This window comes from Zobellia barbeyronii (assembly GCF_018603515.1).
In the GTDB taxonomy this organism is placed as follows: domain Bacteria; phylum Bacteroidota; class Bacteroidia; order Flavobacteriales; family Flavobacteriaceae; genus Zobellia; species Zobellia barbeyronii.
This window is the reverse complement of the sequence record NZ_JACATN010000004.1, coordinates 763,080-776,312: the sequence shown is the minus strand read 5'-3', so window position 1 is coordinate 776,312 and position 13,233 is coordinate 763,080. Positions and strand designations below refer to the sequence as shown.

The window sequence follows — 13,233 nt, the reverse complement described above, 5'->3', positions numbered from 1 at the left end:
TAAGGGTCTTTAAGTTTAATCTATAAGCCTGAACTCAGTGAAAAGGCCTAGTATCTGTAATACTCGGGCTTAAATGGGCCTTCTACGGTTACACCAATATATTCGGCTTGTTCTTGTTTAAGTTCTGTAAGCTCAGCACCTAAACGAGATAGGTGTAAAGCAGCTACTTTCTCATCTAAATGTTTTGGTAGCATGTATACCTCGTTCTTGTAATTAGCGCTGTTTTTCCAAAGCTCTATTTGTGCTAGAGTTTGGTTTGTGAATGAATTACTCATAACAAAACTTGGGTGGCCTGTAGCACAACCAAGGTTCACTAAGCGACCTTCTGCCAATACAATAATATCTTTACCATCAATAGTATATTTGTCTACCTGTGGCTTGATTTCATCTTTAGAGGCTCCATGGGTGCTGTTTAGCCAAGTCATGTCTATCTCATTGTCAAAATGGCCAATGTTACAAACTATGACTTTGTCTTTCATAGCTTCAAAATGCTCTGGGCGAATGATGTCTTTGTTACCTGTAGTGGTGATGATAATATCAGCTTTACCAACAACATTTTCCAACTTTTTAACTTCAAATCCGTCCATACATGCTTGAAGAGCACATATTGGGTCAATTTCAGTAACGGTAATAATTGATCCAGCACCTCTAAAAGAAGCGGCAGTACCTTTACCAACATCACCGTAACCTGCAACTACAACTTTTTTACCTGCAAGCATGGTATCTGTAGCACGACGAATAGCATCAACTGCACTTTCGCGACATCCGTATTTATTATCGAATTTCGATTTAGTAACCGAATCATTTACATTAATGGCTGGCATAGGTAAAGTTCCCTTTTTCACACGCTCGTATAAACGGTGAACTCCAGTTGTAGTTTCTTCAGAAAGACCTTTAATAGCTTTCGCTAATTCAGGATAATCGTCCAATACCATATTTGTAAGGTCACCACCATCATCCAAAATCATATTTAATGGCTTGCGGTCCTCTCCAAAGAACAAAGTTTGCTCAATACACCAGCTAAACTCTTCTTCGGTCATTCCTTTCCAAGCATAAACAGGTATGCCAGCAGCGGCAATTGCAGCAGCGGCATGATCTTGTGTAGAGAAAATGTTACAAGAACTCCAAGTAACATCGGCACCCAAGGCTACCAACGTTTCAATAAGAACAGCAGTTTGAATGGTCATGTGAAGACATCCGGCAATTCTAGAACCTTTTAAAGGTTGTTCTTTTCCATATTCTTCACGTAATGCCATAAGACCTGGCATTTCGGCTTCTGCAAGTTCTATTTCTTTCCTTCCATAATCCGCCAAAGAAATATCTTTTACCTTATAAGGTACATAAGAAACAGTTTTGGTATCCATATTCTTTTTTATTTTTTACTTTCGTTATATTAGCTAAACAGCTATTTGTGGTTGCAAAGTTAAGAAAAACGTATAGAACCGTATGCCTCTTTATAAGATAGTAAAGGTAAATAAGGACACTAAAGTGTATATCTGGAAGGTTACTGAATCAGAACAGGAACTTTCTAAAGCTATAGACCTGACCCAATATTGCCAAAACCGAATGCTGGGTATGAAATCTGAGATGCACCGCAGGGGGTTCTTAAGTATCAGACATTTAATGGCCGAAGCTGGCTATGTTGATGCGGATTTGCGTTATGATGAATTTGGAAAACCCCATTTAAAAGATGGTAATAAAATAAGTATTACCCATTCCAACCACTTTACAGGAATTATCGTTAGTACCAAGAATGAAGTAGGGATAGATGTTGAGATGCAAAGGGAAAAAATACTGCGAATTGCGCACAAATTTACGCCTATTGAAGAATACCGAACTATTGCCAATACCGACGCTTTAATACGAAAACTTACTATTGTTTGGGGTAGCAAAGAGGCACTTTATAAAATATATGCTCAGCAGGGTCTAAGTTTTATACATCATATTAATGTGAAGGATTTTACTTTTGATAGTGCGGCTACTACTGCCGATATTTTATACCACGGAGATTTATCTACTTATCAAATTAGGTTTATGGAGTTTGAAGGTTTTACCTGTGTCTACGCTTTAAGGAGCTAAAATCTAGTATTTCAATAGTAAAGACTACAATGAACTTTATTCCTTTTAATAAATAATCAAAGAAAATGAACATATCGGTAGAACTTACCTTTTCCCCTCTACAGGACGATTTTGAGGAGCATATCATCAATTTTATAAAAAAACTACGTACTTCTGGCCTTACTGTTTTGGAGAACCCATTAAGTACACAAGTTTTTGGTGAGTATAATGAGGTAATGGACATTCTCAAAAACGACATTAAAGAAGCTTTTGAACTAATGGATAAAGGTCTGTTGTTTATGAAAATTGTAAAGTCTGACCGAAGCGAGTATGAACCATTTTTTTGATTGGATATTTGCCCAGTACCAAGGTACGCCCGTACATCTTGTAGTGTTGGAAATTATTGGGGTAGTCTTTGGCTTTCTTAGTGTTTGGTTTTCAAAAAAGGAAAACATATTAGTTTTCCCTACAGGAATAATTAGCACGGCAATTTTTGTTTATATCCTTTTGGTTTTTGGTCTTTTAGGTGATATGCTTATAAATGCATATTACTTTTCTATGAGTATATATGGTTGGTACATCTGGACACGTAAAATAGATGCTACCCATTTTATACCCATTACCCGTACGACGAACAGCGAGAAGAAATGGTCTGTTTTGCTATTCGTCTTAACTGTTGTGCTGGTATGTTTAATTTATCTGTATTTTGATAAATTCAATAATTGGACAGCATACGTAGATACCATTACCACTGCTATTTTCTTTGTAGGCATGTGGCTTATGGCAAAAAAGAAATTAGAAAACTGGGTCTATTGGATTATAGGTGACGTCATTAGCGTCCCCCTTTATTGGTACAAAGGCCTTATATTTACCTCCCTGCAATATTTCTTGTTTACAATTGTTGCAGTTTACGGTTATCTCGCATGGAAAAAAAGTTTGAACAAGAGCCCTCAGACGTTATTAAAGTAGTATTGTTTGGTCCTGAGTCTACGGGTAAAACAACGCTCTCTGATCAGTTAGCACGACATTATAATACGGTCTGGGTTGCTGAGTATGCAAGAGAGTACTTGCAGGATAAGTGGAACAACGAACGCAAAACTTGCGAGCCCAAAGACCTTTTGCCAATTGCAGAAGGACAGATGAGGCTAGAAAACCAACTAGCAAAAAAGGCTACCAATGTTCTTATTTGTGACACGGATTTGCTTGAGACCAAAGTATATTCCGAAGCGTATTATCTTGGGTACTGTGATCCAGCTTTGGAGAAGCACGCGTTAAATAATCATTATGATTTATATTTCCTTACTTATATAGATGTGCCATGGGTGGGCGATGATTTAAGGGATAAGCCGCAAGAACGCGAACGAATGTTTGCCTATTTTAAAGAAACCCTGGAAAAATATAATAGGAAATTTGTTATATTAACCGGTAATAAACAAGAACGCTTAACTGCAGCTGTAGAACATATAGATAACTTATTGAAGATTAAATGACACTAACAGAAAAGGATTTGGCCTTACTGGCTAAAAAAGGAATTTCAGAAAAAAAGGTACACGATCAAATAGAAACTTTTAAAGAAGGTATTCCATTTGTACAATTAGAAAAGGCTGCCACTGTGGGTGAAGGTCTTTCAAAATTTACCGATGCTGAAGAAAAAGGATTGATACAGAAGTTTGATGCTTCGCAAAGTAACTTGTCTTTATTGAAGTTCGTTCCTGCATCAGGAGCTGCATCCCGTATGTTTAAGGCTTTGTTCAATTTCTTGGATGCCTACAATCCGGCTAATGAAACACTTGAAAGTTATTTTGAACGCACGAATGACAAAGCCCTAAAAGAGTTTTCTGAAGGGATGACCAACTTTGCTTTTTATGATTTAGTAAAGCAACGTATTGCAGGCAAAACTTCCTCAAAAGATGAAGAGGTTTATCTTTTTGTAAAAGAGATGATGTCAGAAGATGCTTTAAACTATGGCTTTTTTCCAAAAGGTTTATTGCCCTTCCATAATTATGGTGATCATACAGCTACACCTTTTGAAGAGCATTTGACCGAAGCATCAGTGTATGCAAAAACTGGCGATACCGCAGAATTGCATTTTACCATTAGCGAGCAGCATGGTGATATGTTTAATAAAGAATTCAATGATGTTAGCGAACGAGTTTCTGCAGCCACCAATACTTCTTTTAAAGTAAGCTATTCCAATCAAAAGCCATCTTCAGATACTATTGCTGTAGATATGCAAAATGAACCTTTTAGAAATAGTGACGGCTCTGTTCTATTTAGACCAGGTGGCCACGGTGCATTAATAGAGAACCTTAATGAGCAAGATGCAGATATTATTTTTATAAAGAATATAGATAATGTTACGGTACCAAAATTTGCTACCGAGGTTGCAGATAGTAAGAAGGTATTGGCTGGTGTTCTAATAACCGCTCAGGAAAAAGCATTTGCTTATGCCAAGAGTTTAGACAATGATGAGTTATCATCTAATCAGTTAGATGAAATTAAGAGCTTCTTAGAGAATGATCTTAATGTTCGTTTCTCGGATAGTTTCTCTGGTTTTAGCATTGGCGAGCAGATTGAAATATTGAAAGATAAAATCAATAGACCAATACGCATATGTGGTATGGTCAAGAATGAAGGTGAGCCTGGTGGTGGTCCGTTTTGGATTAATGACAGAAAAGGTAATATATCACTTCAGATTATAGAGTCGGCTCAAATAGATATGGATAAGAGTCAGCAGGCTAGTATTCTTAAGAATTCTACGCACTTTAATCCTGTAGATTTGGTTTGCGCTGTTAAGAATTATAAAGGAGAAAAGTATAATCTTATGAACTTTGTAGATGTTAAGCAAGGTTTCATTACTGGGAAGACAAAAGAAGGTAGAGAGTTAAAAGCATTAGAGCTTCCAGGTTTATGGAACGGTGCAATGGCTTTCTGGAACACCATTTTTGTAGAAGTACCTTCTTCTACCTTCAACCCTGTTAAGACTGTAAACGACCTATTACGACCTGCACATCAAGTAAAGTAAGTAGGTATAGGAGTAACTCAAATTAATAATTACCCAAAAAGTGTGTATTTTTTACACACTTTTTTTTGTTTTTACACACCTGTATACATTTTGATGTAGGTTTGGTTTTAAATTAAAACATTGATAATCAACATACTAATGTGTTTCTAAGGGGTGCTAGACTTGTTGGCATCATTTTCTCTCTATACTAATCGATTATCAAAACAAATAATAATTTTAAAACACACAAAATGAAAAATTTAATGTTTGCTGCAGTATTGTCTTTAGGTACAATGACTGCTTTTGCTCAAGAAGAAGAAACTGTAGTTGCAGAAGAAGTAGTAACTGAAGTAGTTGAAGCTCAAGATGCTTATGCTGAAGTTGCTGTTGAAGAAGTTCCTGCTGCTATCTCTGAAGCTCTAGAGGCTGCTCACCCAGGTGCAACTATCTCTAAAGCTTACTTAAGCGAAGAAGCTGAGTATAAATTAGAAGTTGCTAAAGAGGACGGTGAAACTGCTGAATTGTATGCAGACGCTGAAGGTAACTGGATTGAAAAATAAGATTATCCTTATTTAACTATATAGTTAAAAAAGTTAGTAGAAAAGTCCCGTCTTCACATGAAGACGGGACTTTTTGTTTTACGCTAGTTCTATTCAATAGGATAAGGGTGCAGTTTTATTTGAGATTGATAAGTTCTATAAGATTTTAATTAGGGTAATTGCGAGTGTATAGGCTTGTTTGGCTGCCTCTTGGCTATTCGTGTATATTTTACACAAGTTATACCAACAAATACACACTATTACACACTTTAAATAAATGAAAATATTACTAAATATCTGATTATCAATTATTTGAATGTTATTTTGTTTTTTGGTATCATTATTTCTTTACAGTAATCAGAATATTAATGTAAAGTACACGATTATGAAAAAAATATTTATCACAGCAATTTTTGCAATAGGAAGTCTTTCGGCTTTTGCTCAGGAAGAAGTAACAGTTATTGAAACAACTGAGGCTACAGAAGCAACAGAGGTAGTAGCTACACAAGATGATTTTTCTGAAGTATCATCAGAAGAGCTACCTGAAGCAGTAACTGCTGCAGTTTCTAAAAACTATCCTACTGCATCAATAGATAAAGCATACACAAACGAAGCAAATCAGTTCAAACTAGAAGTATCTCTAGAAGATGGTACTGCTGGTACTTTGTATGCTGACGAAAATGGTAACTGGATTGAAATGTAAATAACTTGAGTTATTTGTTTTGTATCAAGTTGGTTTGGTCAGAAAGGGGTTGCATTTGCAGCCCCTTTCTATATTTAAATAAGTTTGTTAACTAAATATTTTAGAAATGAAAATACTTGTTGGAATTCTTTGCTTTACGATAATATATGGGTGTGGTTGCTCAGATGATGAAACTATCAACTACAATCTTAATGAGTTTGAATCATCTGCGATGAGTACAATAGCTCAAGATAACATTCAGTTTATTAACAACGAACAAGAAATGCAAACTGCTAAAGTTACTGTCAAAATAACTGAAAATCGAAGCCTTAATTCTTCGGACGATGATAGCTGCGTCGTTGTGTTGGCTGAAAGTCAGGAAAATGAGTTGATATTTGAAGATTTAGGGAGAACGTTTACTACTATAATAGAAAAAAGGGATGAAAATAAATCTCACATCGTTGTTGCTGATGGTCCTGGGTTTTATGGAATAGATAGTCTAAATACTGAAAATTTAGAAGAAGCACTTGCGGATTTCAGCTCGGACGGATATGAATTTAATAATGTTTTTGTATTAAACTCTGGAAGTCATTCTGGATTTATAATTTACTCACCTTTAATTGGAATCCAATTTATTAAAAATGATGACGGTAGTTATTTAAAACGAATGGAGTAAAACCAAAACCAAAAGATTTAACTACGTGTAAGGTGTAAAGGAAGTGCTAGTTTATTCCCGTACTATTTATTGCTAAAACATTAACTAACTAACCGGAAAAGTAAATCCTAAGATATATGTCAACAGAAAATATTCCTTTCCAATCAATAGACTGGACTAAAATTCCGAAAACTGAACATGTTGGAGAAACAGGAATGGCATACTGGCAAACAACTCAATATAATGGATTGCGCATTCGGATGGTTGAGTATTCTAAGGATTACTTTGCAGACCACTGGTGTGAAAAAGGTCATATCGTTCAATGTTTGGAAGGTACTTGTGAGAACGAGCTAAAAAGTGGGGTGATAATAACTTTGACTAAAGGAATGACTTATGTTGTTTCTGATGGTTTAAGCTCTCATCGTTCAATTTCTAAAAAAGGAGTAAAACTATTAATCATTGATGGCGACTTTTTAAGGCAAAATTGAAATACAACAGAACCTATTTAAATAAAACCTTCCGGCGAATATATTCGACCGGTTTTTTGTTTTCTAGGTATAAGGTTCCTTTTTATAATAGTAATTACTTGAAAGTTATAGTAACCTTAGTTTTGAAAGTGAAAAATTAAGGTTCTTCTAAAATATATGTACGAATTCTGTACTGTGTATACTGTGGAATTATTACTCAAAGGAAACAGAATTTTACAATAATACACACTTTTAAAAATCGACAAAAAATGTAATACATTGTTTATCAGTTAATTAAATGTTTTTATGAATATTGGTATCATATTTTCTATGTACTAAGGGAAATCAATTAGTAATAAACTTAATACACTATATCATGAAAAAATTATTTATCACGTCTGTATTCGCATTAGGAAGTTTAACTGCATTCGCTCAAGAAGAACAAGCTACCGAAGCTGTTGAAACGGCTACTGAAGCTGTAGCACAAGAGCAAGATGCTTTTTCTGAGGTTGCGTTGGAAGAAGTTCCGGAAGCAGTAACTACAATGGTTGCAACTAACTACCCAGGTGCTACTATTAATGCAGCACACAAAAATGAAGCTAACCAGTACAAATTGGAAGTTTCTTTAGAAGATGGTACTTCAGGTGCACTTATCGTTGACGAAGAAGGAAACGCTATTGAGCAGTAAGAATTAGCTTAAAAGTCCCCAAAGACAAAGCATTTTACCATTAATTATACACATATAAAAATAGAACATTATGAAAAAATTATTTATCACATCTGTATTCGCATTAGGAAGTTTAACTGCATTCGCTCAAGAAGAGCAAGCTACTGAAGCTGTTGAAACGGCTACTGAAGCTGTAGCACAAGAGCAAGATGCTTTTGCTGAGGTTGCGTTGGAAGAAGTTCCAGAAGCAGTAACTACAATGGTTGCAACTAACTACCCAGGTGCTACTATTAATGCAGCACATAAAAATGAAGCTAACCAGTACAAATTGGAAGTTTCTTTAGAAGATGGTACTTCAGGTGCGCTTATCGTTGACGAAGAAGGAAACGCTATAGAGCAGTAAGAATAAGTTTATTAGTTCCCCCAAATAATACTATTACCATTAATTATATACACATATAAAAATAAAATATTATGAAAAAATTATTTATCACGTCTGTATTCGCATTAGGAAGTTTAACTGCATTCGCTCAAGAAGAGCAAGCTGCTGAGGCTGCAGAAACAGCTACTGAAGCTGTAGCACAAGAGCAAGATGCTTTTGCTGAGGTTGCATTGGAAGAAGTTCCAGAAGCAGTAACTGCAATGGTTGCAACTAACTACCCAGGTGCTACTATCAATGCAGCACACAAAAACGAAGCTAATCAGTACAAATTGGAAGTTTCTTTAGAAGATGGTACTTCAGGTGCACTAATCGTTGACGAAGAAGGAAACGCTATTGAGCAGTAAGAAAAGTTAAATTGTAGGAAGTAATTCCGAACCAATTTTAAGAAAGGAACCGTGATATAACGGTTCCTTTTTTGCGTTTTGGCCTTTTTCTAAAAGTATCTTTTATGATAAAATTAGAAGAGAAAGAGCTTTCTTGTGCTATTTTTACGTAGATAGATACAGAACATTAGAATGCTTTTATGCCAAACCTTTTAATCATTGAAGATGATGCCGCATTTTGTCAGATGCTCCAAAAGTTTTTGACAAAACACGGTTACGAAGTAGAGACCAGCTTCACTGCCCCAGATGCCAAATCAAAATTTGGAAAAACTAATTTTGATTTGATATTGACAGACTTGCGTTTGCCCGATTATGACGGAATACAATTGTTATCCGATATAAAAGAGGTAAGCCCAAAAACTCAAGTAGTAGTAATGACGGGTTATGCAGAGGTGGGCACGGCTGTAAATGCCATGAAAAAAGGTGCGTTCGACTATATTTCAAAACCTTTTACTCCGGATGAAATTGTAATGATTTTAGACAATGCCTTAAAGGTAGAGGCTAATCCAACCCAAGTTGCTACTTCTGTAGTACAGGAGATAAAGGAGAACTCAAAACAAAAAAGTGCAAATCCAGCTGCTGAAAAAGTAGACTTAAAGTCCATTGTTAAAGGCGTTAGTGATGCTTCTAAGAAATTGGAGGATTATATAAAACTGGTAGCCCCTACAAATATGTCGGTATTAATAACTGGCGAAAGTGGTACGGGTAAGGAAGTGACGGCTAAGGCTATTCACGATAACAGCAAAAGAAAAGACTTCAACTTTATAGCCGTAGATTGTGGTGCGATACCTAAAGAATTGGCTACAAGTGAGTTTTTTGGTCATATAAAAGGGAGTTTTACGGGTGCTGTAGAAGATAAAATAGGAAATTTTGAAGCTGCTAATAAAGGTACTTTGTTCTTGGACGAGGTGGGCAATCTGTCTTACGAGAATCAAATACAATTGCTTCGTGCGCTTCAAGAAAGAAAAATAAAACGTGTAGGTAGTACCAAAGAGATTGATGTTGATTTACGTATTATCACCGCTACTAACGAGGATTTAACAGAAGCCGTTGAAAAAGGAACTTTTAGGGAAGATCTTTTTCATAGGTTGAATGAATTTTCGATTCAAATACCTTCTCTGGAAGAGCGATTTGAAGATTTAATGCTATTTGCAGAGAACTTTTTGAATAAGGCGAATGCCAGTTTAGATAAAAACGTAGGCGGTTTCTCGCCAGAAGTTTGGGAGGCTTTTCAAGAGTATCATTGGCCTGGTAACCTTCGTGAATTACAGAATGTCATTAAACGGGCTGTACTGCTGACTACTGGTGATGAAGTTCAAATGGATGCTTTACCGCGAGAGGTACTTCAACCTAAAGAAAGAGAAGCTACAGTAGAGAATTTTTCAAAATCAGAATTCGAAAAAGACCGCATAATAAAAGCTTTAAAAAAGACCAATTTCAATAAATCGAAAGCGGCCAAATTACTTCAGGTTACTAGAAAGACTCTTTATAATAAAATCAACCATTATAATCTGGATTTGTAGCCAAGCGTTCTTCTAGTTCTGCTACTAGTTCTTTAACACTGTGTTTTAAGACTACAAAGGAGCTTGCAAGGATATCTGGGTCAAGATTTTCTGGTGTGCCCAGTTCCATTCTTTCTAATATGGTCACACAATTCTCAACTTTTAGCTGTCTGAACATAGGCAGCATACGGTGTGCTACATGGTTTACTTGCTGGTAATCTTTTGCAGAAACCGTTTCTTCAAGAAGTTTCATGTTGGTTTCCGTGTCACTTAAAAAAGTACCTAATACATCTTGAATGGCATCTTCGTTCTTTCCTAAAAAGGAATGTATAATATCTAGATTATATAGTTTTGGCTCTTGCTCCGGTATTTTTATTTCTTCTTCTTTCGGCTCTTGATTTTGGGTAGCTATACCTAGTAATTTTAGGGTAGCTATGAGTTCACCTCTTGTAAAAGGTTTTTGTAAAACTTGAGAAAAACCAACCCCTATGTAGGCCTCTGGGCCCAAATCTCTTCTTCCCGTCATGGCTACTATTGGTTGGTTCGAGTAATGTTTGTATGCACCAGATTGCAACTTTTTCAGCACTTCAAAGCCAGTTACCTGTGGCATTTGAATATCCGTTAGAACAATATCATAAGCTAGGTGAGAGTCTTTCTCAATAGAAAGGAAATTGGTAAAAGTATGTGCAGTAATACCCATGCTTTCCGCTAGTTCGCGTAGCATATGCAACAGAGCGGTATCATCGTCTATAATTAGCATACGCAGTTTTGGCGCCATATAAGGCATTTCCTCACCTGGTTTTTCAACGGCATCGGTAATTTCTAGGGGTAATCGCAAGGTAAAAGTACTTCCGGCACCCAGCTTACTTTCAAGAGTCAACTTACCTTTAAGGAGCTCAGCCAATTTTTTAGATATGGTGAGACCCAATCCATGCCCGCCGAATTTCTTTTCAGTAGTTTTTTCGGCCTGTGTAAATTCTCTGAATATTAGATGCTGTTTGTCCTTGGCAATACCAATACCTGTATCCGCTACTTGAATTCGCGCAGTTATAGCTTTATCCTTTCCTTTTTCTGCGGTTGCAGTAATTCTTATTGAGCCATCTTCAGTAAACTTAAAGGCATTGCCCATAAGATTAGTAATTATCTGCCTAATTCTAAAAGGGTCTCCCAAGACCGTTTGTTGTAACTGTGGTGCTATTTCCAGAATGAGTTTTAATCCCTTGTTGGCATGAATAGCTTGAAGATTCTCAGCAGTTTCTTGAATAAGATGCGCTGGAATAAATGGTACTTTTTCAATTTTGAGTTTGCCGGCTTCTAGCTTGGAAAAATCCATTAGGTCGTTCACTAGATTACCCACGTATTCCGAAGCGGATTTTACATTCTTAATATAACCGCTTTGTTTCTTTGATAACTCCGTACTTTCCAGTAGTTCGGAATAACCGCTAATAGTATTAAGAGGAGTACGAAGATCATGGCTTACGGTTGAAATGAGTTGCTCGCGACTTTTTAATATTGATTCCGAAAATTTCTTTTCTTTCTCCAATCGCACTCGGTATGTCTGTACTTTCCAGTAATCCTTGGTAATCAAGAAAGAAAATATCCCAACGATTAAAAAACCGAGTAATGCAGCTATTCCTGCTATTCGCGTTGTTCTTTTTAAAGTTTCCCTTTTTACAATACTGGTATTGTAACTACTAGATATAATCTCTTTTTCAAACGCAGCAATGATATTTTGAAGCTGACGAGACAATTCTAGATCATTACGGTTTACCTCAATTTCTTTTTGTGCCAATGAACGCTGTGATCTATAATCCGCTAATTTTGCTTTTCTCAGGATAGATTTTGAAACGTTCAATATAGAATCTACATAAGCTGCATTCTTGACGGTATTGTCTGATTCCGGTACGTTTTTACTAATTAGTACGGCATATTCTCGCAGGGACTTCTGTACTTTAGGAGATAATTGGTCAAAATTGGTGAATAGGTTTTCTGCAGAAAACTTACCAAAAGATTCTTCTATTTTTTCAAATTCTTTAAGGGCTTGGTCTAGTGAGTGTGCTGAATTATTTTTGACCTTCAGGCTACGTAATTCATTGTTGTTGTTAACTTTTTGACCCAATAATATTTGAAGGCTATCCAATAAGCTTTTCTGCTCTTCACCTAACATCAGCTGTTTTAACGTGTCAATTTCCACCTGAATAGAATCAATTTTAAGGGCATACCCATCAAAATTGATTTTCTCGTTGCTTTGCAATGCTAATTTTGATAGACTTTCTGCCTCATAAAGATTGGTCATCAATGAGCTTGTGCGTAGCAGCTTTTCATCGTTTACATCAGAAGCCTCGGTAGAAATATAGGTCTGTATTTCTGTATATACAAAATAGCCAACACTTGTTGCCAATAGTGCCAAAATAAGGTAGCTAGTGACAATTTTTAAGGTGAACTTGTTTTTTGATTTTTTGGAAGCGTTTACCATGTTCTTTTTTTGCACAAAAAGTGTTTCTAAAAATACGGATATAAAGCTGATAGGGTTTATAAATAAGCGTTAATTGTTTGACTCATATATCTCAAAGACCGCCTGTAGTAGGTCTTTTGGTTGAATTAGTTATGAAATGTGAAAGCCTAGACCTATATTTGCCGAATCTCAAAGGGGTGCGAACTCTTGTTATTGTGGTTAAGCGGAGTAATGTTTAAACTAAATACAAGATAAGCTGAGATCATACCCAATGAACCTGGGCGGGTAATGCTGCCAAGGGATAGTGATTTTTCACTTCTTGGAATTTTTATGTCTGTCCGCAATCGGGCAAAATTCAATTTAAAAATAAGAATAACGC

General features: G+C 36.1%; 15 protein-coding genes. 13 read left to right on the top strand and 2 right to left on the bottom strand.

What is annotated here, in order from left to right:
• Window positions 1-47 precede the first annotated feature (47 nt).
• Window positions 48-1,364: an adenosylhomocysteinase gene (ahcY, locus tag HW347_RS15870; RefSeq protein ID WP_214612722.1), complete on the bottom strand. Its 1,317-nt coding sequence runs from the start codon at window positions 1,362-1,364 to the stop codon at window positions 48-50.
• A gap of 82 nt (window positions 1,365-1,446) precedes the next feature.
• On the opposite strand from ahcY, the gene HW347_RS15865 reads away from it, so the two are divergent.
• The 13 genes from HW347_RS15865 to HW347_RS15805 all read left to right on the top strand — a co-directional run bounded on the left by HW347_RS15865 (window position 1,447) and on the right by HW347_RS15805 (window position 10,420).
• Window positions 1,447-2,079 carry a 4'-phosphopantetheinyl transferase family protein gene (locus tag HW347_RS15865; RefSeq protein WP_214612721.1) on the top strand — a complete coding sequence of 211 codons (633 nt, stop codon included), beginning with the start codon at window positions 1,447-1,449 and terminating at the stop codon, window positions 2,077-2,079.
• A 65-nt stretch (window positions 2,080-2,144) separates the two neighbouring features.
• Complete coding sequence (locus tag HW347_RS15860; RefSeq protein ID WP_214612720.1) at window positions 2,145-2,405, top strand: thiamine-binding protein; 261 nt, start codon at window positions 2,145-2,147, stop codon at window positions 2,403-2,405.
• Entirely contained in the window at window positions 2,389-3,027 is a 639-nt protein-coding gene (gene pnuC / locus HW347_RS15855) for a nicotinamide riboside transporter PnuC (RefSeq protein WP_214612719.1), read from the top strand. The genes HW347_RS15860 and pnuC overlap by 17 nt, the downstream gene beginning before the upstream one ends.
• On the top strand, window positions 2,982-3,548 hold the full coding sequence (locus HW347_RS15850; protein ID WP_194552076.1) for an AAA family ATPase: 567 nt from the start codon (window positions 2,982-2,984) through the stop codon (window positions 3,546-3,548). Before pnuC ends, HW347_RS15850 begins: the two co-directional genes overlap by 46 nt.
• Window positions 3,545-5,083 (top strand): DUF4301 family protein, encoded by a 1,539-nt coding sequence (locus HW347_RS15845; protein WP_214612718.1) that lies wholly within the window; start codon window positions 3,545-3,547, stop codon window positions 5,081-5,083. The genes HW347_RS15850 and HW347_RS15845 overlap by 4 nt, the downstream gene beginning before the upstream one ends.
• A gap of 230 nt (window positions 5,084-5,313) precedes the next feature.
• Window positions 5,314-5,622, top strand: a complete 309-nt coding sequence (locus HW347_RS15840; RefSeq protein ID WP_155594990.1) for a hypothetical protein — start codon at window positions 5,314-5,316, stop codon at window positions 5,620-5,622.
• Between the two features lie 364 nt (window positions 5,623-5,986).
• The gene (locus tag HW347_RS15835) at window positions 5,987-6,304 is read left to right on the top strand and encodes a hypothetical protein (RefSeq protein ID WP_214612717.1); all 318 of its coding nucleotides are present in this window, start codon (window positions 5,987-5,989) and stop codon (window positions 6,302-6,304) included.
• Window positions 6,305-6,410: 106 nt separating this feature from the next.
• Window positions 6,411-6,959 (top strand): hypothetical protein, encoded by a 549-nt coding sequence (locus HW347_RS15830; protein ID WP_214612716.1) that lies wholly within the window; start codon window positions 6,411-6,413, stop codon window positions 6,957-6,959.
• Window positions 6,960-7,075: 116 nt separating this feature from the next.
• The gene (locus tag HW347_RS15825) at window positions 7,076-7,426 is read left to right on the top strand and encodes a DHCW motif cupin fold protein (protein WP_214612715.1); all 351 of its coding nucleotides are present in this window, start codon (window positions 7,076-7,078) and stop codon (window positions 7,424-7,426) included.
• A gap of 355 nt (window positions 7,427-7,781) precedes the next feature.
• Window positions 7,782-8,093 (top strand): hypothetical protein, encoded by a 312-nt coding sequence (locus HW347_RS15820; RefSeq protein WP_155594986.1) that lies wholly within the window; start codon window positions 7,782-7,784, stop codon window positions 8,091-8,093.
• A 70-nt stretch (window positions 8,094-8,163) separates the two neighbouring features.
• Window positions 8,164-8,475, top strand: a complete 312-nt coding sequence (locus HW347_RS15815; protein ID WP_214612714.1) for a hypothetical protein — start codon at window positions 8,164-8,166, stop codon at window positions 8,473-8,475.
• A 71-nt stretch (window positions 8,476-8,546) separates the two neighbouring features.
• Window positions 8,547-8,858 (top strand): hypothetical protein, encoded by a 312-nt coding sequence (locus HW347_RS15810; protein WP_214612713.1) that lies wholly within the window; start codon window positions 8,547-8,549, stop codon window positions 8,856-8,858.
• Between the two features lie 179 nt (window positions 8,859-9,037).
• Window positions 9,038-10,420, top strand: coding sequence for a sigma-54-dependent transcriptional regulator (locus HW347_RS15805; RefSeq protein WP_214612712.1), 1,383 nt, complete (start codon window positions 9,038-9,040; stop codon window positions 10,418-10,420).
• Here the strand turns inward: HW347_RS15805 and HW347_RS15800 are convergent.
• Window positions 10,395-12,890, bottom strand: coding sequence for a hybrid sensor histidine kinase/response regulator (locus HW347_RS15800; protein ID WP_214612711.1), 2,496 nt, complete (start codon window positions 12,888-12,890; stop codon window positions 10,395-10,397). The two genes, HW347_RS15805 and HW347_RS15800, sit on opposite strands and share 26 nt — an antisense overlap.
• Between the last annotated feature and the right edge of the window lie 343 nt (window positions 12,891-13,233).